18 protein-coding genes and 2 pseudogenes are annotated in these 19,166 nt (G+C 67.4%); 16 read left to right on the top strand and 4 right to left on the bottom strand.

The window, feature by feature from the left end; genetic code table 11:
* Window positions 1-22 precede the first annotated feature (22 nt).
* Window positions 23-1,987 (bottom strand): acetate--CoA ligase, encoded by a 1,965-nt coding sequence (acs, locus tag QM591_RS12250; protein WP_415132675.1) that lies wholly within the window; start codon window positions 1,985-1,987, stop codon window positions 23-25.
* A 433-nt stretch (window positions 1,988-2,420) separates the two neighbouring features.
* Here acs and QM591_RS12245 point away from each other — a divergent pair, with 433 nt between their 5' ends.
* The 9 genes from QM591_RS12245 to QM591_RS12205 all read left to right on the top strand — a co-directional run bounded on the left by QM591_RS12245 (window position 2,421) and on the right by QM591_RS12205 (window position 9,277).
* Window positions 2,421-3,509, top strand: a complete 1,089-nt coding sequence (locus tag QM591_RS12245; RefSeq protein ID WP_415132674.1) for a TadA family conjugal transfer-associated ATPase — start codon at window positions 2,421-2,423, stop codon at window positions 3,507-3,509.
* Complete coding sequence (locus QM591_RS12240) at window positions 3,506-4,480, top strand: type II secretion system F family protein (RefSeq protein WP_415132673.1); 975 nt, start codon at window positions 3,506-3,508, stop codon at window positions 4,478-4,480. Before QM591_RS12245 ends, QM591_RS12240 begins: the two co-directional genes overlap by 4 nt.
* Before the next feature lie 56 nt (window positions 4,481-4,536).
* On the top strand, window positions 4,537-4,665 hold the full coding sequence (locus tag QM591_RS12235; RefSeq protein WP_415132672.1) for a hypothetical protein: 129 nt from the start codon (window positions 4,537-4,539) through the stop codon (window positions 4,663-4,665).
* A gap of 78 nt (window positions 4,666-4,743) precedes the next feature.
* Window positions 4,744-5,364, top strand: coding sequence for a hypothetical protein (locus QM591_RS12230; RefSeq protein WP_415132671.1), 621 nt, complete (start codon window positions 4,744-4,746; stop codon window positions 5,362-5,364).
* A gap of 922 nt (window positions 5,365-6,286) precedes the next feature.
* On the top strand, window positions 6,287-6,868 hold the full coding sequence (locus QM591_RS12225) for a hypothetical protein (protein ID WP_415132670.1): 582 nt from the start codon (window positions 6,287-6,289) through the stop codon (window positions 6,866-6,868).
* Between the two features lie 118 nt (window positions 6,869-6,986).
* A complete protein-coding gene (locus QM591_RS12220) occupies window positions 6,987-7,466 on the top strand; it encodes a hypothetical protein (protein ID WP_415132669.1) in 480 nt (159 codons plus the stop codon).
* 2 nt (window positions 7,467-7,468) lie between these two features.
* Window positions 7,469-7,846 carry a hypothetical protein gene (locus QM591_RS12215; RefSeq protein WP_415132668.1) on the top strand — a complete coding sequence of 126 codons (378 nt, stop codon included), beginning with the start codon at window positions 7,469-7,471 and terminating at the stop codon, window positions 7,844-7,846.
* On the top strand, window positions 7,843-8,091 hold the full coding sequence (locus QM591_RS12210) for a WhiB family transcriptional regulator (RefSeq protein WP_415132667.1): 249 nt from the start codon (window positions 7,843-7,845) through the stop codon (window positions 8,089-8,091). The genes QM591_RS12215 and QM591_RS12210 overlap by 4 nt, the downstream gene beginning before the upstream one ends.
* 598 nt (window positions 8,092-8,689) lie before the next feature.
* Complete coding sequence (locus tag QM591_RS12205) at window positions 8,690-9,277, top strand: recombinase family protein (protein ID WP_415132666.1); 588 nt, start codon at window positions 8,690-8,692, stop codon at window positions 9,275-9,277.
* A gap of 25 nt (window positions 9,278-9,302) precedes the next feature.
* Here QM591_RS12205 and QM591_RS12200 read toward each other — a convergent pair whose 3' ends face one another.
* Window positions 9,303-10,124, bottom strand: coding sequence for a DUF3800 domain-containing protein (locus QM591_RS12200; protein ID WP_415132665.1), 822 nt, complete (start codon window positions 10,122-10,124; stop codon window positions 9,303-9,305).
* A 4-nt stretch (window positions 10,125-10,128) separates the two neighbouring features.
* Window positions 10,129-11,409 carry a DNA cytosine methyltransferase gene (locus QM591_RS12195; RefSeq protein WP_415132664.1) on the bottom strand — a complete coding sequence of 427 codons (1,281 nt, stop codon included), beginning with the start codon at window positions 11,407-11,409 and terminating at the stop codon, window positions 10,129-10,131.
* A 118-nt stretch (window positions 11,410-11,527) separates the two neighbouring features.
* On the opposite strand from QM591_RS12195, the gene QM591_RS12190 reads away from it, so the two are divergent.
* Together QM591_RS12190 and QM591_RS12185 are read left to right on the top strand one after the other, a co-directional pair.
* The gene (locus QM591_RS12190) at window positions 11,528-11,758 is read left to right on the top strand and encodes a helix-turn-helix domain-containing protein (protein WP_415132663.1); all 231 of its coding nucleotides are present in this window, start codon (window positions 11,528-11,530) and stop codon (window positions 11,756-11,758) included.
* Window positions 11,758-12,771 (top strand): Cfr10I/Bse634I family restriction endonuclease, encoded by a 1,014-nt coding sequence (locus QM591_RS12185; protein WP_415132662.1) that lies wholly within the window; start codon window positions 11,758-11,760, stop codon window positions 12,769-12,771. Before QM591_RS12190 ends, QM591_RS12185 begins: the two co-directional genes overlap by 1 nt.
* 465 nt (window positions 12,772-13,236) lie before the next feature.
* Here QM591_RS12185 and QM591_RS12180 read toward each other — a convergent pair whose 3' ends face one another.
* Window positions 13,237-14,841 (bottom strand): recombinase family protein, encoded by a 1,605-nt coding sequence (locus QM591_RS12180; RefSeq protein ID WP_415132661.1) that lies wholly within the window; start codon window positions 14,839-14,841, stop codon window positions 13,237-13,239.
* Window positions 14,842-14,956: 115 nt separating this feature from the next.
* On the opposite strand from QM591_RS12180, the pseudogene QM591_RS12175 reads away from it, so the two are divergent.
* The 5 genes and pseudogenes from QM591_RS12175 to tmk form a co-directional block, all read left to right on the top strand.
* Window positions 14,957-15,067 (top strand): annotated as a pseudogene (locus QM591_RS12175) (DUF4244 domain-containing protein); the annotation flags it as partial.
* Window positions 15,064-15,402: a TadE family type IV pilus minor pilin gene (locus tag QM591_RS12170; protein ID WP_415132660.1), complete on the top strand. Its 339-nt coding sequence runs from the start codon at window positions 15,064-15,066 to the stop codon at window positions 15,400-15,402. The pseudogene QM591_RS12175 and the gene QM591_RS12170, both read left to right, overlap by 4 nt.
* Entirely contained in the window at window positions 15,402-15,719 is a 318-nt protein-coding gene (locus QM591_RS12165; protein ID WP_415132659.1) for an Rv3654c family TadE-like protein, read from the top strand. The genes QM591_RS12170 and QM591_RS12165 overlap by 1 nt, the downstream gene beginning before the upstream one ends.
* Before the next feature lie 83 nt (window positions 15,720-15,802).
* Window positions 15,803-18,514 (top strand): annotated as a pseudogene (topA, locus tag QM591_RS12160) (type I DNA topoisomerase); the annotation flags it as partial.
* A complete protein-coding gene (gene tmk / locus QM591_RS12155) occupies window positions 18,514-19,137 on the top strand; it encodes a dTMP kinase (RefSeq protein WP_415132658.1) in 624 nt (207 codons plus the stop codon). The pseudogene topA and the gene tmk, both read left to right, overlap by 1 nt.
* Window positions 19,138-19,166 lie beyond the last annotated feature (29 nt).

Genomic DNA, 19,166 nt, shown 5'->3' with positions numbered 1-19,166 from the left:
CGTGGTCGATGGGCGACGCGGGTCACTTCACCTGTGCGGAGATGACGCTCATCACCGCGGTGTCGGCGAGCGTCGTGGTGTCGCCCACCTCGCGGCCCTCGGCTACGTCACGCAGGAGGCGCCGCATGATCTTGCCCGACCGCGTCTTGGGAAGCTCGCCGACGATGTAAACGTCGCGTGGCCGCGCGATCGGCCCGATCTGTTCGCCGACCCACGCCCGGAGCGTGCCGGCAAGGCCCTCCGGCGAGTGCGCGTCGAGATAGCTCTGCTTGATGATGACGAACGCGACCACGGCCTGGCCGGTGGTCTCGTCCGAGGCTCCGACCACGGCTGCCTCGGCGACGGCCTCGTTGCCCACCAGCGCCGACTCGATCTCGGTCGTGGACAGTCGATGGCCCGACACGTTCATCACGTCGTCGACCCGGCCGAGGAACCAGACGTCGCCGTCATCGTCCAAGCGCGCTCCGTCGCCGGCGAAGTAGTAGCCCTGCTTCTCGAACTTCTCCCAGTACGTCTCGCGGAATCGGTCGGGGTCGCCCCAGATACCCCGGAGCATGCTCGGCCAGGGCTGGGTGAGAACGAGGAGCCCGCCGTTCCCGTTCCCGACGTGGGCGCCGTCCTCGTCCACGACGTCGACGGCGATGCCGGGAAGCGGTACCTGAGCCGATCCCGGCTTGGTCTCGGTGACGCCCGGAAGTGCCGACACCATGATCGCTCCGGTCTCGGTCTGCCACCAGGTGTCCACGATCGGGGCCGTCTTGCCGCCGATCACCTTGCGATACCACATCCAGGCCTCGGGGTTGATGGGCTCACCGACCGATCCGAGCAGGCGGAGGGATGAGAGGTCGAACTGCTGGGGGATGGCACGGCCGAGCTTCATGAACGAGCGGATCGCGGTGGGCGCTGTGTACAGGATCGTCACGCCGTACTTCTGAACGAGCTCCCACCAGCGGCCGGGGTGCGGGGTGTCGGGCGTTCCCTCGTAGAGAACCTGCGTCGCCGCGTTGGCGAGCGGGCCGTAGGTCACATACGAATGCCCTGTGATCCACCCGATGTCGGCGGTGCACCAGAAGACGTCGGACTCGGGGTGGAGATCGTGGACGACCTTGTTGGTGAAGGCCGCTTGGGTGAGGTAGCCGCCGCTGGTGTGGAGGATGCCCTTGGGTTTCCCGGTCGTCCCCGACGTGTAGAGGATGAAGAGGGGGTTCTCGGCGGGGAAGGGCTGTGCCTCGTGCTCTGCGGACGCGGCGGGGACGACGTCGTGCCACCAGAGGTCGCGGTCTGCGTTCCAGCCCACCTCGTTGCCCGTCCGACGGACGACGAGGACGTGTTCGACGGTCTCCTGCACACCCGCACCCCGGTCGGACAGCGCCTGGTCGACCGCCGGTTTGAGAGGCGACACGCGGCCCTTCCGATAGCCGCCATCGGCGGTGATCACCACGCGCGCTCCCGCATCGTCGATCCGCGTGCGGAGGCTATCGGCCGAGAATCCGCCGAAGATGACGGAGTGGATCGCACCGAGGCGGGCGACGGCGAGCATCGCCGCGATGGCCTCGGGGATCATCGGCATGTAGATCGCCACACGATCGCCCTGTCCGACACCGAGGCCGGCGAGGACGTTGGCGACTCTCTTGACCTCCTCGGTCAGCTCGCCATACGTGATCCGGCGCTCGTCTCCCGGCTCGCCTTCCCACAACAGGGCCACCCGATCGCCGAGACCCGCGTCCACGTGGCGGTCGAGGCAGTTGTACGCGACATTGATCTCGCCATCGGTGAACCACTGCGCGAACGGCGGATTCGACCAGTCGAGGACCTGGGTGAACGGCGTGTGCCAGTGCAGCTCTCTGGCCTGTCGGGCCCAGAACGCCTCGCGATCGGCTTCCGCCTCCGCGTACAGATCGGCCGTGGCCACGGCGTTGCGGGCGAACTCCTCGCTCGGCGCGAATCGACGGGACTCGGTCAGCAGGTGGTCGATCTGACTGCTCATGCTCGCTCCTTTGCGGCTGTGCGTGTTGCGGGACGGCGCGCTGACGCCGAGACGATCGGCACAATTTATCCGGGAATGCGGACCCCCGACTACCTCCGATAGTGGGGTACCGCGGCCGCGTGCAGGGCCCGGGATCAGGCCGATATATCGGGCCGCCACGCCCCGGGCTTGTTTGGACCTGAGCGAGGCGTTGCGTAAGCTCGGTCGCGGCCGAACTCAGATTCTGGCACAACAGCGGTCTGCCATCCCCCGTAGCGGCCGCTGTTTCGGGCGGTACCCTTCTCCCCCTAAGGGTGCCGCCCATCTCCTTGTCTACCGGTCGCCGCCCTCCGGCGCCGGCCCCAGTCCTCCCCAGCTGGGTCGTCGCCGTCGTCTGTCCACGGGGCGGGGGAAGAAGGGACGCGGCCGCGGCGGGCGATCTAGCGTCGGGGACATGCCCGAACCGTTCGTCGTCCGCCCCCGCGGGGAGCTTCGATCCTCGCCCGCCTCCCGGTCGGCGGGATCGACGACGCGGGCAGAGGCGGGTGGGCGTCGCGGTGACCGCGCGCGTGATCGGGGCCCGTCTCCCCAGGTGTCTCCCGCGGCCCGCCGGCTCCCGGACCACCCCGCCGTGGCGTCGCTCGCCGCGTACTTGGCCGATCCCGAGGTCACCGATGTGTTCGTCAACGGCACCGATGGGCTGTTCGTCGATCGCGGCCGCGGCGCCGAGCACATCTCCACGTGGCAGGCGGACGACCGCGCGGTGCGGGATCTCGCCGTGGCCCTGATCGGCATCGGCGGACGTCACCTCGACGACCTGACACCTCTCGTGGATGTCCGGTGGGAGGACGGGGTCCGCGTCCATGCCGTGCTCGCGCCGGTCTCATGCACGGGCGCCGCGATCTCCATCCGGCTTCCCTCGGCGGATCGTCCCACCCTTGCCGATCTCGGCTCGCGCGGCATGTTCGACGCCGACTCGGAGCTTCGGCTGAGGGAGCTCGTGGACGGGCGCGCCAATCTGCTCGTCACCGGCGCCACCGGTGCGGGAAAGACGACCTTGCTGGCGGCGCTCCTCGGCGTCGTTCCGCCGGGCGAGCGGATCGTCACGATCGAAGACGTCGCCGAGTTGCGGATCGATCATCCCCACCACGTCCGGTTGGAAGCGCGTCAGCCCAATCTCGAGGGCGCCGGTGCGGTGGGTCTCGACCGTCTTGTCCGGGAAGCCCTGCGCATGCGACCCGACCGCCTCGTAGTGGGCGAGTGTCGTGGGCCGGAGGTCCGCGAGCTCCTGACGGCGCTCAACACCGGCCACGACGGCGGCGCCGGCACGGTGCACGCGAGCGGCCTTGCAGATGTGCCCGCGCGACTGGAGGCGCTGGGGGCGGCTGCGGGAATGGACGACCATGCCGTCGCCCGGCAGGTGGTGAGCGCCATCGACGCGATCGTCCATGTCGAGCGCCACAGAGACGGCGTCCGGCGGATCACCGGCATCGCGCGTCCGGTCGTGCGTCAGGGACGGCTCGCCGTGGAAGACGTGCGATGAGGGGGTCGCATCGCCGCGCTCTCGCCCGACGTCGCCCCCGAACCGCGGCCGCCCATGGCACTGGGGAGGCTCCGGGCACCTCCGATGGTGCGTCCAGTGCCGGATCGTCGACGGCCTCGGTCGCCGCGCAGGTGCACCGACTGGCCGTGCTGCTGCAGGCGGGCGTGGCGCCCGCTCGCGCGTGGGAGCACGTGGGAGACCAGGGCATCGGGCCCGGCTCGGCGCAGGAGACGTGGAGTCGGCGGGACACGTCGGCCGCGGGAATCGCCGAGGTGATGGACCGGCGCGGCGGAGCGTGGCGTGACGTCGCCGTGGCGTGGCGCGTGGCCACCACCGTGGGGGCGCCGTTGTCCGACAGCCTGCGAGGTACGGCGGAGGCGCTGCGCGATGCGGATCAGGCGCGTGACGACGTGGCGGTGGCGCTCGCCGAGCCGGCGACGACCGCCCGAGTGATCTCCTGGCTCCCGCTCCTGGGGGTAGTGCTCGTCGTCGCGTTCGGCTTCGATCTCGCCGCCACAGTGACCCAGCCGGTCGGTATCGGCTGCGTCGTCGCGGGCGCCGTCTTGATGATCGCGGCGCGTCGATGGTCGACGCTTCTGGTACGCCGGGCGCAACCGGCTCCTGGCGCGCCCGGGTGGGAATGTGACCTGCTCGCCATCGCTTTGAGCGGAGGGGTGTCGATCGACCGCGCCCTCGAGGTCTGCGAGACGTCGGGCTGTACGACGGTGCGGGAGCGCGCGACGAGCGTCCTCGACCTCTCCCGCGCCTCCGGCGCTCCGGCCGCAGAACTGCTGCGCGCCGAGGCGGGGGACCAGCGGCGACTCGCTCGCACCGAGGGGCGATTGCAGGCGGCCAGGCTGGGGGCCCGGTTGCTCCTCCCGCTCGGTGTCTGCACGCTGCCGGCGTTTCTCCTCCTCGGAGTGGGGCCGATGATGCTGTCGGTGCTCTCCTCCGCGCCCGTCGTCTTCTAGGGCGTGCGCCTCCTCCCGCCTGCCGTGCTCATCACCATCGAAAGAGAGGAGTCACCATGACTCGAACCACCCGCCCCGCCCTCCCCCCGCTCACGCGTCGACGCGCCGCCGTGCTGTTCGCCGACGAGTCCGGCGCCGCCACGGCCGAGTACGCGATCGCGACGATGGCAACCCTGGCGCGCTGATGACATGTAACCCGAGGGTTGGGAACGCTCCAGTACTTGCGCTAGATCGATCAGGACGGTGTCTGCCAAGCTCGGAAGATGCTCGATTGGTTCCTTGGCCTGATGTCGCCGGAACAGTGGGATGCCTGGCGAAGCTGGCTTGCGACGCTGGGCGGACTGCTCGCGCTGTTGGTCGCGACCAGCACCTATCGGCGGAACGTCAAAGATAAGCGAGAGGAGCAGGCGCGCCTCGTCTATGCGACGGTGGCGAAGAGCGGCCAGTACCTCGCCGGCGAGCGGATTGGTCCGAATCAAGCACGCGAAATGATCCTCATCGACGACGGCCAGACGGTGCTTCAAAAGAGCACGCGGTTGGAATGCGATCATGCATGGTCGCGCGTCGTAGTCCGGAACGCGAGCAAGGAACTCATCTCAAGCGTCTTCGTGGACGTTGGGAGGCTGTCGGGAAAGGACCCATCTGCGGCGGTCACAGGGTTCGGCTTCGTCGAGCCAGACGGTGCTGTCGAAGTTGAGTTTATTTGGGAGCGTTCGCGCTGGTCTGCCCCACAAACGCTCTACCCGGACATTCAGTTCCACGACTCAAGAGGAGTCATCTGGTACCGAGCGAGCGGAAGACCAGTCAGGCGCACTCAAAGCGGTGTTTTGGTTCGCGTACGGACTGAGCGAGAGACTCGGCGGTTCCTGGAACAGAAGAGCTAGGTTGCGCGGATGCTCCGCCCGACGGCTCGTCCCGCCGAGTGTTGTCATTGCGTGAATCGTTAACCTGATCACCGCTCACCTTAGTTCGGACATCTGATACCTACTTGATCTGGTCTTTTCTTGGGGCGTATCGCACCGAGCTTGACACTCGATCCGACCGGCGCGATCATCGTCCCCACGGGACACCGTGGGGCCTGGCGTCGAGAGACGCCCCCAGCCTCTCCAGCGAGCGCCGCGAACCTCTAGCAAGGCCATCCGGCGCAGGGCCTCAGTCGGACGCAGAGCGCGGATGACGGAACCCCAAGCGGGAGGGCGTGGGTTCACCTCTCCCAGCGACTGGATTAGCTCGGACGCTTGGGGGTAGGGGGCCTATGCCCAGCATCCGCAGGGTTTCCTAGTCTCCGCAGCCCCAGAGCCTCAATCTCAATCTCATGAGCACCGGTCTGCCCACTTTCACTTCTAGGGACGATTCATGAATCTCGTCTCCACCCTGGCTGAGCGCATCGCATCGGCGTAGAACAAGTGGCCCCACTCTGGGCCAGACCAGGGGAGACATCATGAGCACCGAACACACCGCTGCCGAGGAGGGCCGCAGGACTCATTTTGCTCGGGCGATACGTTGAGTACCTCGGGCTGAGGCTGAAGCGACAGGCCCGACGTTTTGGGCACCGCGTCCCGGTGCAGCAGTCGCTACCGACGACAGCGACGGCTACAACGACGATGCCTACGTCCTGAAACGGGCGAGCCTCGCCGAAGTGGAAGCCTGGCTGGAGGAGCACGAGCATCGGCCTCCCGACGCTGGAGGAACGCGGCTATGAGTTCCACAGCGACCTGGAGCCGGAGGACGACGGCGAACGGTCGTAGCGGCACGACTTCTTGCGAATCGTCGCGATTTTGGGCCTGTTGGTCGATATCACAATGTATGAGCGCAGACCTGCAGCAGCAGCCCCGCACGGTGGGCCGTCGTTGCGTCGTGTGCTCGCATCCTGACCGCGCCCGCATCGAGGCTGACCTAGCAACGGGTGAGTACTCGATCCGGGGCATTGCGAGGCAGCACGCCGTTTCACCTGAGTCCATGCGCCGTCACGTTCGCGGCCACGTCGCCCCGCAGGTGCGCGAGGCCATGGAGGCAGTGACCGGCACTCCCGCTCTGGGCATCGCGGCTCGCTTGCTTGACATTGCGGACGCCGCCCGCGACATTCGCCGCGAGGCTGACGAGAGCAACGACGCACGGTTGGCTCTCGCAGCAGGCAAGGCGGAGGAGCAGACGCTTGCGATTCTGGCCGACCGGCTGGGCATCGTCCGTGCAGACGCGCTGGCCAACCTGCACGACGCCGACGACCTGACCGGGGCCGTCTTGCTGACCGTGCAGACCGACCTCAACGCCGCCGAGGCTTTCGCCTCTGCGTTCGAGCAGATGGGCCGTACGGCGTGGGCCGCGAACGTTCGAGACCGTGCCCGCAGGATTCATGATTCACCGCCACGACTGGAGACCACCGCATGACCGACCACGTACGCGCCTTGCTGGAGTGCGCAATCACAGACACGGACGACACAGAGGCCCGCGCACAGTACGAGGCGGCGCTTGCCTGGCACCTGTCCGCCGATGCCGAGGAGGAATCATGACTACCGAGAACACGACCCCGAAGCGGGTGACGACGCCGGGCGGCAAGCTCACACCGGGCGATGTGATCCACTTCCGCAAGGCCGTGACGGCCTTTGGCGATGTCCGCGTGCGTGGAGCGTCGCTGAAGCTGACCGCCGACATGATCGAGCGCAGCGTGAGTGCTGACGGCACGTCGTGGCTGGATCGCGTGGACGACCCCGACGGCAGGATTGGGCGCGGCGAGTGGCCCGCGACTGAGCCGCGATGGGTCTATGGCGATCCTGAGTGGCAGGCCGAGCGGGAGAGCGCCCGCCGCCGCGCGTGGGCAGTGTCAGACCCCGAGGAACGCGCCGCAGCTCGCGCCGAGGTTCAGCGGGTGTACGGAGACGGCCCCACGACCTCGCAGAGCGTGGACATCGCCGAGCACTACACCGAGCGCCAGGCCCGCGAGCAGGCCGAGCGCCGCGCCCGTGGCCTCGTGGATCGGACGCGCTGACCATGGCCGACAAGCGCAACGCCACGCGGCACGCCGCCCTCGCCGAGTCGGTCGCGCTCGTGCTCCGCCTCCACGGTCACGACGATGCACGCCCGACACCACGCACGCCCCGCCGCAAGCTCTCCGAGACGTTCGCTGCCCCTCAGACCACTCCAGCGCCCGACATCCTCGGCGTGCCCGAGGGCTGGTATGTGGACGTGACTAGCGCCGATCCGGGCCGCTGGGGGCCGAGCTTGGACAGCACGCGCCGCGCCGCAGGCATCGCGGGCGCACACCGCGGCGTTCTCGTCGCCTATCGCAACTCGAAGCCGATCAGCAAGGCATACGCCGTCATGACCCTGGCCGACCTCGCCGACCTCATCGCCGAGGCCTCGACATGACCGCCGCGCACGCTTGGGAGGCTCTCAGCGCCGCGCTGACGGTCTCTGCTCCGGCGTGCGCGGGCGATGACCGATTCGTGGATGATGGGCGCGCACACAGCGCGAACCAAGACCTTGTGCCGATCTGTGCCGGATGCCCCGTGTTCGCCGCATGCCGCGCCTACGCCCACGCCGAGGCTCGTCATCGCATTGTCGGATTCTGGGCAGGCCGACGCCGTGGGACGCGGCAGGGGGTGGCGGCATGAGCGCGCAGGCTGCCCCGGTCACGTTCGGCGGCCATGCCTTGCGCGTCCAGATCGAGCGCAGCCGCCACGACCTCCCCGCCTGGCTGGGTCGCACGCGTTATCCACGGCGACCACAAGCGAGCCGAGGCCGTCTACGGGCTGGAGTCGGGGGGCAGGTTGCCTCTGTTGACCGAGGCGCGGGAGATCCCGATCACGGCCCCGCTCATGTCCGGGTTGCGCGCTCGTTACTTCCCGGAATCTTCTTCGCGTCCGCGCTAATCAAGATTCGCTGACTGAAACTCAACAATGCTCCCTCACGCTCGGTCTGGTCCCTTGGTCTCGGGCGTGAGGGCCAAAAGCGACCTCGGCGCGGCGGCGCTGGGCGGAGATCCCCCCGCGCCGAGGTCGCACCCAAGACCCCCGGCCCGTCACCCCTCATCAGGTGGTAAGCCAACCGTCACGACGGGCCGGGGCACCCTCCCGCGGCTCTCTCAAAAACGATGCTCAGATGAGAAACGCCGCGAGGGCCGTTATCGACGCGATATCGACGCTTCGACTCGCTCAAAATTCATACGTTAGTGAGTTGCAAAAACGTACGAGTAGATGAGAGAATCGAGCCATGACCAAGACGACGGGCACCACGGGCGAGCGCCTCGGGTACATCCGAGTGAGCACGGGCAAGCAAGACGAGCAGATGCAGCACGACGCCCTCGACGGCGCGGGCGTGCTGAAGCGCAGCCGCTACGTTGACCACGGCGTGAGCGGGGCCAAGACGAGCCGCCCGGCGCTGGATGCGATGCTCGCCGACGTGCAGCCGGGAGACACCATCGTCGTCTACAAGCTCGACCGCATCGGGCGCTCGACGGCGCACGTTGCGACGCTCATTCAGGATCTGACTGAGCGCGGCATCCACATTCAGAGCGTCGGCGACGGCCTGGACTCAACCACGCCCACGGGCAAGGCCATGCTTCAGATGCTGGCGATCTTCGCCGAGCTGGAGCGCTCATTCATCCGCGAGCGCACGACGGCAGGCCTGGCCGCCGCCAAGGCTCAGGGTCGCGTGGGAGGTCGTCCCCGCGTCGCCGACTCGGCGACCGCCCGCAAGGCGCAGACGCTGAGGGACTCGGGCGAGAGTGTGCCCGAGATCGCGCGCACGCTGGGCGTCAGCGCCGCCACGGTATACCGGATCACCAAAGCAGCAGCGTGAGAGTCGCTAGCGCTGACAAAGCGTCCTACGGCAGGCCATTGTCGGTGGGCCATCGCCAGCGAGAGTATGGAAGCGCCAGCCCGCCGTTGCCGCGCGAGAACTCAGTCTCTCCAAACACCCAGTGCATGAGGTTGTTGAGCGCGTCGGGATAGAGCTTCACGCCAGCGCCCCCGATGTTACCCCGCCAGTTGGTGTGAAACAGCGGCTTAGTGAGCGGGATCAGGTCCTGTCCGTACCGATTGCCCACAAGCGCCGCTGTGGTGCTGCCAACTATCAGGTCTGCGAGCTGTAGGTGCGGGTGGTGGTGGGACGACGCGGTGAGCACGGGCAGAATGATGCCGTTGGGCTTTACATACTCGGTCCCCGCGTCGGTAAGAATCAGAGCGTCGTCAACCCAGGCGTCTTGTTCCTTGACTCCACCGCCCGGCCTGTCAAATATGAACGCGCCCAGGGCAGGGAGGTTCTGAAGCATCATCTCGACGCGTTCAAACAGGAAACGGAGAACGAGTCGCTCGGGAGTCTCGCCTTGAAAGCCTTGCGTTTCAGTATCCCAGGCCACCACGAACGCTTTCCCGCCCAGCGCGCAAGCCGCCGTCGCGATCTCTTCCCGTACCGGCGTAAGTTGCTCTTTGTTGCCCTCCTGAGACCACCAACTCGTCTTGCTGTCGGGAGACCACTTCAGCTCGGTGTCGTGAGGTACGCCGTGCTCGTCGTACACCCTCCAGAATTCATCCGCGAATGGCTTCACCTGTTCCTCGGGGAACGCGATCCCGCCCAGCGAGATCACCTTCCCGAGGTCCGAGCGGCGTCCCGACTGCTTGCTGTCGTCGATGAAGATGAGATACATGACGCTACAGAGCCGCCGCTGTGGCGGGGACCGCCTCGGCTCGCGTTCGATAGCCGTCGATCTCGGTTACCACTGCGGTGTGTTCCTCGCGCACCTCGCTCAAGGCCTTGCGGGCGGCGCTTGCCAGCGCCCGCGCCATCAGCGGCGGCACGGCATTACCAATCTGCTTTAGCATTTGCCACTCACTGGAGTGGAACACAAAGCCGTCATGGAACGACTGGAGGCGTGCAGCCTCGCGGACGGTGATCCAGCGCTCGTGCTTCGGATGCACCCACTCGGACAGGTCACGGTGCATCTGCGCGAGGATCGTATAGGCAGGCTTATCCACGGGAAGACGCCGCCATTTCTCGGGCCGCAGGCCGTTCCAGACCTCCTTGGGCAGACTGTCGCCCTTGGCTCCGGGCTTCAGGAGAGCGATGAGCGCCTTGCGGCGCTCCTGAATCTCCTTCGTGTGGTGATTGTGCAGGCGCGCCTTGCTGACACCGGACTGCGCGAGCTTGGCCTCGCTCGCGAACGTCTCGCCGTCGCGGTCGATCCGCATCTCATCCAGGATCGCGCTTGCCACCTTGGTGCGCGGGTAAGGGAGCGACTCATAGTGAATCGCCGTCGCTTCGGGAAGGTCACGGATCGCGTCCCACACGGTCGGCGTCGCCCGCTCTTCCTCGGCGAGCGCGTTCTCGAAGAACGCACCAACAGGGCCATCCAACACGAGGCCATCACGAACGCCGAAGAATATAGCTCGCCTTCGGACCTGAGGTACGCCGTAGTCCGAGGAGACCACAATACGCACGGCGCAGTTGCTGTACCCGGCTTCCGCGAGAGCTTCCAGCACCTGCCGCTTGAACGTCCCCTTGCCGATCAGCAGCATGTTGGGCACGTTCTCCATGAGGAACACGGCGGGGCGCAACTGCTTCAGCACCCGGATGAACTCCAGGTACAGCTTGTTGCGGTCGTCGTCCAGCATGCGGGGACCGATCTGACTGAAGCCCTGGCATGGTGGACCACCGAACAGAAGGTCGATCTCTCCCGGCTTGATCTGATCGAAGCGCGCCGCATCATCCGCCCAGGTGGGGGACTCGACGTTGAGAAAGTTCGTCACGTCGCCCTCGTAGAGCGGCGTTTCAGGGAAGTTGGCGCGGTACGTCTCAGCCGCGAACCGGTCAATCTCGACCGCCGCTTTCACGTCGAAGCCTGCGGCGCGCACGCCCTCGCAGAATCCCCCACAGCCTGAGAAGAGGGAGACGGCGGTTGGCTGGGCGGAGGTTCGGCGGGAGATCTCAGGCATGGTTGCGACGGTAGCAACGATCTCCGACGTTCCTGGGAATGACCGGCGGGTGTCGCCTATGAGGTACACCCGACCGCGCCTCCGAGAGTGACTGCCAGTCCTCGCCTAGGTTGCATCCGTGACCCCTGCAGCGACCCCGGCAACGTTCGGGCTGATCGTTCGCCGCCGCAGAGAGGCTCTCGGAATGACTCAAGCAGAACTCGGGCAGCGCAGCGCAGTCACGCGCACCTATGTGAGCGCACTGGAGAACGGTCACAAAAACCCCACGTTGGAGACCCAAACGCGAGTCGCGGAAGCGCTCGGTATCGATCTGAGCGAGCTTGTAAGAGAAGCCGAGGAGAAGCGTTAGTGCCGTTCCGTTTCAGCAGCGTTGCGACCCAAGCTCTGGCCCCTGAGTTGCGCTTGATCGCCGACTTGCGAAACGCGCCCGTTCGCGGTCGTGACACGCAGTTCCGGCTCGCCCAGCAAAACATGCTGGCGTACACGTTCGACGCGGGCGTTCCCGGATGGACTAGCCCGGGCCTCAACTCTATGCCGTTTCGCGAGGTCGTCTTGCAGGCGATCAGCAACGCGCATGACGAAGGTCACCTCCTATACGGCGCGGACTACACGAGCAACGCGAACGCGGTCTCGAAGGTGACCGGGGACATCTACGAAATCGTCACGTCCGCCGTGCTCTGGGACACTGCCGCCGCCTGGAACAGGTTCATGCGCGGCCAGCCGTGGCGCACCACGCCACGGTACGCCCGCCCGCAGGTGTCGCCTTCGCTGAATCGGCAGGTTGCTGTACTGAACCTCCCACGCCGGTACGACTGGGTGAAACTCCTCACCCCAAAGGCTCAGAAGAAGATTCGCAAGTTCCGAAACCGACTCGCCAAGAGCAATCTCGCGATGCCGACATCCACCCCGGACATCGCGATTGTCATACTCCCGACGAGCGAACAGGCCAATCCTGTTTGGGCGACCGATCTGGGCGACATCTCGCTCGCCAGTCAGCGGATCTTGGACAACGCGCATCGGACCCTGGAAGGAAAGATTGAGCCAGGCGAGCTGGTGCTCGCGATGGCGCTGAAGACGAGCCTTCGATCTGACCGGCTCTATCAGCCGCTCTACGAAGCCAATGTTATGGAGTTTCTCCTGGAGGGCCACCTTGGCGCGCCTCGCGTCGAGTTCGAGGTGCACACGCTGACTGCTGAGGGAACGGGAGCGGTTGTCACCTATTCGGCAGCAGCTCTCTCATCTGCCGGGAGTAAGGACCCGCATCGCGCCATCCGCGAGCTGTACGTGCCAGCCAACGCGGGCCAGGTCGTCCAGCGCTTCATTGGCTTCCTGAACGAGCGGACCGCTCTGGTCGCGCCCTGAAAACACCGCGCCAGGCCCGCCTAGGAATCCTTCAGCGCCGCGTACACGGTGGACTCACCGACACAACGGGTCGCGGCGACACGGCGCAACGTCATGCCGCCCCGTCGCAGTGCGCGGCTGATGTCGTCAGCGCTGAGCGCGAAGTGCGGGTGCGTTCCATCCGGGCATCCTCGGGGGCGATATCGACGGCGTAGACGTGGTCTGCGCGGAGCGCGGCGAGTGTTTCGGTCAGCCCCGAGGCCGCCAGGCGAGCCAATGCGGCGGCGGTCTCGCGTGTCGCGCGGCCCACTGCAGCCGGGCCTAGGCTCGTGCCCATGAACACTCGCGCCGAGCCGCTCGACCCGCTCGACGCGCCGCTCTGTGGCGGGTGCGACTCCCTGGAGCGGATGCGCCCTGTTGGAGTGCTTGAGCGGGCGCATTGGGCCTGCCCAGCATGCGGCGCAGTCCGCCTCGCCTGACGCCCGCTCACGCGCTCAGAGCGGTAGCGATGGCCTCACGTGCTTCCATGGGCACGAGAGGGCGACCGGTGCTGACCAGGCGCGCACGAGTGAGGCTCACGCGATGCTCGGTGCGCTTCCAACCCATCGAGACCGTGCCCTCTGCCGCCTCGACCGTCAGGACGCGAACGCCCTTGCCGACGCGTCCGACATGAACGTGGTGCACGAGCGCGCCGAGAATGGCTCGACGACGGGCGGGCGTAATGCGCTCCCACATCCCGCGCACGTCGTCAGAGGTCACGATCTCGGCGAGCGGGTCAGCCTGGAGCACGGCGGCGAGCGCGGCATCCACGGCCTGAATCTCGGGATCGAGCTTGCCCGTCTTGGCGCGCAGCGTGGCCGCTGAGATCGCGCCCTCGGCATAGAGTGTCTCGGCGTCGTCGCGGTCGCTCTGGAGGGCCACACGGCGAGCGCGCAGCGTGTCGATGTCCGCCCCGTCATCGGGCACCCACTGGAGCAGACCGGGGGTGCTCAGCAGCGTCACGACGGCCTCAGTCACGTACGCCTCGATGATCGCCGCCCCGCGCACGAAACACCCTTTCGTGCAGCGGTAGGCGCGCTGAGGGTCCGGGGTCGTCGTCTTGACCTGGGCCGAGCGGATCGGCCCGCCGCACACGGCACACCTGCCGATGCCCGAGAGCAGATGCTTGGCCCGCGTGTCGCCGTCGTGCGTCAGCCGCGACGGCTTCAGCAGGATGGCCCGCGCAGCCATCACGGCATCCTCGGTCAAGATCGGCTCCCACGCGCCCGGCGTACACCTGGACATGTCCACGCGGGCGGCGTTGTAGTGCTCACCCTCGGGCATCTTGGGCGGCAGCAGCGCGGCAGGGAACGGGGAGAGCAGCAGCCGCCGCGCCGTCGTCGTGATCCATCGCTTGCCCGCGCGCGTCGTGCGGCTGGACTCGCCGAGCAGCGCGCCGCGTTCGTCCCTAGCCTCGCCCGCGTTGAGCGCCGCGACGATGCCGCCGAGAGATGAGCCGCCGAGCAACTCGCGCGACATGAACCGCAGCACGGCAGCCTCGCCCGGCACGACCTCATAGCGCGTGCCCCTTGCGTCGCGCTGGAGCTTGGGAACCCACGAGTAGCCGAACGGCACGAGTCCGGGCGCAGGGTGGCCAGCTTCGCGGCGCGCAGCACGATAGGGGACCGTGCGCGCCTCTTTGCGCTGGATCTCTTGCTCAGCCACGAGCACGAACAGCCCGAGGATGAACGCGCCCATGCCGCCAGCATCGCCCGTGTCGATGCTCCCATTAGCGATGACCACACGCACGTCCCGGCGCGGCGGGCGGACCTCCAGCACATCCACGAGCCGCCGCATGAGGCGATCCACGGCGGCGACGATGACTACCTGAACATGACCGGCGTCGATGTCGGCGAGCATCCGCGCCCATTCGGTGCCCTCGCCCCGATCCTTGGTCGCGCTGGTCTGGTTGTCGTTGTAGATGCGATAGACCGTCCAGCCCTCGGCCTTGGCCTTGGCCTCGCACTCAGCGATCTGCTGGGCGATGCCCTGATCCTCGCGCACGCTCTGGCGCACGTAGATGGCGGCACACAGCTTGGTTCCCTTGCTCATGATGTCTCCAGTCCTGGCCCCGCTCACTACGGAGTCAGTTGTTATACGCCCCTGGACCTTCTTTGACCAAGGTTCGGGACGTATCTCGCTCACGAGCCGAATATGTCAAAACTCCGCCACGATGGCGGCGGTCGCCTTCGCCGGTTTGCTGGTGATCATCATGCGCAGCGATGAAGTGAGGGGCATTCTCACCGATCTCGTTCGGCGCGCCTTGACGGTCGAGTGAGCCTGCGGCGCGACCAGCGGGGTGCGGTGGCGGCGGAGTTCGCCGTCACCGTCCCCGCGGTGATCCTCGTCGTCCTCCTCTCTGTCTCGGTGTTGCTGACGGCGGGGAAGCTCGTCCGGCTGGAACAGGCTGTCGCGCAGGGTGCTCGGCTGGCCGCACGAGGTGAGAGCGACGAGCGGGTTCGGTCGACGGTCGCCCACCTCGTCGACGGCGCGACCGTCGTGATCCGGCTCCGAGGAGAGCTCGTGTGCATCGACAGCGCCGTGCCGCTGTCCACCGTGCTGCCGCTTCCTTCGGCCCGCGCTTCGTCCTGCGCCGTCGCGAGTACTCCCTGATGGCCGGTGCGGTGTTGTCGGTCGGGGTGCTGGCCGTGAGTGCGACGCTCGTCGTGGGGTGCGCCGCGGCGGGCGGAGTGTCGGTCGCGGCGACTCGTCTGGCCGGGGTGGCCGACGCAGCGGCGCTCGCGGCCGCGGATGCCGTCAGCGGCGCCATCCCGGGTGCGCCGTGCGAGCGAGCGCACGACCTCGCCGCGATCGCTGGATCCGTCCTCGCGGCGTGCACGGTGGAGGGCATGGTCGTCACGGTGACCGTGACGACGCGAATGGGGCCGTTCCCGATCGCCGCGCGGGCGCGAGCGGGCCCTCCGCTCTGAGCGGACAAGCCAGGGAGTGCAAGCCCTCCCAGCCAGTTCACGTCTCGCCGGTGTGTATGGTGTGCAACGGAGAAAGGAAGCCAGTGGCGGAGAGTACGAAGGGCACACGCGGCGCGCGAGCAACGAAGGCGTCGACGGGCAAGAAGCTCGTCATCGTCGAGTCGCCGACGAAGATGAAGTCGATCCAGGGGTACCTGGGCGACGGCTATGAGGTGCTCAGCTCGGTCGGACACATCCGCGACCTGGCCGACAAGAAAGACATCCCCGCCGAGTTGAAGAAGACCTCGGTGGGGAAGTACTCCATCGACATCGAGAACGACTTCACTCCTCTATATGTGGAGAGCGACCGGGGCAAGAAGACCGTCGCCGAGCTCAAGCGCGCGCTGAAGACGGCCGACGAACTCCTCCTCGCCACCGATGAGGATCGGGAAGGCGAAGCGATCGCCTGGCACCTGCTCGAGGCGCTCAAGCCCAAGGTCCCGGTCAAGCGCATGGTCTTCCACGAGATCACGAAAGACGCTATTCGCGCCGCCGTGGACAACACCCGTGAGCTCGACCTCGCCCTCGTCGACGCCCAGGAGACCCGCCGCATCCTCGACCGTCTCTACGGCTGGGACGTCTCCGACGTCACCCGTCGCAAAGTCGGCCAGGGCACGTCGGCCGGCCGCGTCCAGTCCGCCGCCACGCGTCTCGTCGTCGATCGCGAACGCGAGCGCATGGCCTTCGTCTCCGCGTCGTACTGGGATGTCGAGGCGCTCGCCGCGAAGACCGGGCAGTCCGCCGAGTCCTTCGCCACGCGACTGGCCCGTCTCGACGGTGCGCCGTTGGCCCGCGGAACCGACTTCGACGACCACGGCGAGCTGAAGAAGGCCGTCGTCGTCCTCACCGAGTCGCAGGTGCGCGAGCTCGCGGCCGCGATCGAGGCGGCGGGGAAGGCTGCCGTCACCTCCGTCGAAGCCAAGCCCGGCACCCGCAGCCCCAAGCCCCCCTTCACGACCTCGACCCTCCAGCAGGAGGCGGGGCGAAAGCTCTCGATGAGCGCCAAGCACGCCATGGGCGTCGCGCAGCGCCTCTATGAGAAGGGGTACATCACCTACATGCGCACCGACTCCACCGCCCTCTCGACGCAGGCGGTCTCGGCTGCGCGCGCGCAGGCGGTGGCCCTCTACGGTGACAAGGCGGTTCCGGCGAACCCCCGCAGCTACCGCAACAACAGCAAGAACGCACAGGAAGCCCATGAAGCGGTCCGTCCCTCGGGCGAGGACTTCCGGACTCCCGCGTCGGTGGCCTCCGCGCTCGACCGGGATGAGCTGCGTCTCTACGAGCTGATCTGGAAGCGCACCGTCGCGAGCCAGATGTCCGACGCCAAGTACGAGACCACGACCGTCACGCTGGAGGTAGACGCGGGCGGCAAGACGGCGGCGTTCACCGCGTCGGGCACCGTCTACACGTTCAAGGGGTTCCTCGAGGCGTACGAAGAGGGTCGCGACGAGAAGCGCAGCGACGCCGACAAGTCCGACGATCAGGCGCTTCCGGCTCTCGCTGTCGGAGACGAGGTCGCCCTCACCGAGATCGAGGCGAAGGGGCACACCACGAGCCCCAAGCCGCGGTACACCGAAGCATCGCTCGTCAAGGCTCTCGAAGAGAAGGGCATCGGCCGACCCTCGACCTTCGCGAGCATCATCGACGTCATCCTCAATCGCGGCTACGTCAGCAAGCGGGGCCAGGCCCTCGTTCCGAGCTGGCTCGCCTTCAGCATCGTCCGCCTCCTCGAGCAGCACTTCTCCGAGCTCGTCGACTACGACTTCACGGCGGCCCTCGAGGACGATCTTGATGCGATCGCCCGCGGGGAGCAGGACCGGGCCGAATGGCTGCGCAAGTTCTACTTCGGCGCAGAAGACCACGTCGGCCTGCGAAACGTCGTCGACAACCTCGGCGACATCGACGCGCGTGAGATCAACTCGACGCCCATCGGCGACGTCGCCACGCTCCGGTTCGGGCGCTACGGGCCTTACCTCGAGGTCGCCGGCGACGATCCGGAGAACCCGCGTCGCATCAACGTCCCCGACGACCTCGCCCCCGACGAGCTCACGCCCGAGAAGGCGCGCGAGTTGATCGAGGCGCCCGTCGGCGGCGACCGCGTGCTCGGGCAGAACCCGGAGAACGGCCGCGACATCGTGGTGAAGGACGGACGCTTCGGCCCGTACCTCGAAGAAGTGCTGCCCGAGACGGACGCACCGCCCGCGGACGCTCCGAAGAAGCGCGGCGCCAAGAAGGAAGAGGCTCCCAAGCCTCGTCGCGCGTCGCTGTTCAAGAGCATGTCGCCGGAGACGATCGATCTCGAGACCGCCCTGAAGCTCTTCAGTCTTCCCCGAGTCGTCGGTGAGGACCCGGAGTCCGGCGAGCCGATCACGGCGCAGAACGGACCATACGGCCCGTACATCAAGAAGGGCCGTGACTCTCGCAGCATCGGGAGCGAGGAGATGATCTTCGACATCACCCTCGAGCAGGCCCTGGAAATCTACGCCCAGCCAAAGTACGCCAACCGTGCAGCGACCTCGCTCAAGGAGTTCGAGCCCGACCCGGTGAGCGAGAAGCCCATCCGGATCAAGGACGGACGTTTCGGCGCCTACGTCACCGACGGCACGACGAACGTGACGATCCCGCGCGGCCAGACCGCCGACGACATCACGTACGAGATCGCGGTGCAGATGCTCGCCGAGAAGCGCGCCAAGGGCCCCGCGCCCAAGCGCACCACGCGGCGGACCACCACGCGCAAGGCGCCGGCGAAGAAGTGACGGGCGGTCTCTGGGTCACCTTCGAGGGCGGCGACGGCTCGGGGAAGACTACGCAGGCCGGCCTGCTCGAGGAGTGGCTCCGCGAGAGCGGCCGTTCCGTCGTGCGCACCCGCGAGCCGGGCGGCACCGAGGTCGGGAACCTCATCCGCGACATCGTGCTGCACCACCGGGGCGACATCGCCCCCCGTGCCGAAGCGCTGCTGTACGCGGCCGACCGCGCCCACCACGTCGCCTCACTCGTGCGACCCGCGTTGGAACGGGGAGAGGTGGTCATCCAAGACCGCTATCTGGACTCCTCGGTGGCTTATCAGGGGGCCGGCCGCGTGCTGGACTCCGATGAGATCCGGCGCCTGTCGCTCTGGGCGACCGGCGGGGCGCTGCCCGATCTCACCGTCCTTCTCGACCTCGATCCCGCCGCAGCCCGCCGTCGCCTCGACGCGGACGACAAGCCCTTCGATCGTCTGGAGGCCGAGAAGGCCGACTTCCACGCGCGCGTACGGTCGGCCTATCTGGGCTTGGCCGCGGCGGAGCCAGGCCGGTTCCTCGTGCTGGACGCGACCGCCCCCATCGCCGAGATCGCCGCTGAAATCCGGGGCCGGGTCACCTCCCTCCTGAGCTGAGATCCATCCGCGGGCGTGTCGGCCCGACA

Source organism: Microbacterium sp. (genome assembly GCF_047607225.1).
Taxonomy (GTDB): Bacteria; Actinomycetota; Actinomycetes; order Actinomycetales; family Microbacteriaceae; genus Microbacterium.
The sequence above is the reverse complement of the archived record's forward strand: the minus strand, read 5'-3'. Positions and strand labels throughout refer to the sequence as shown.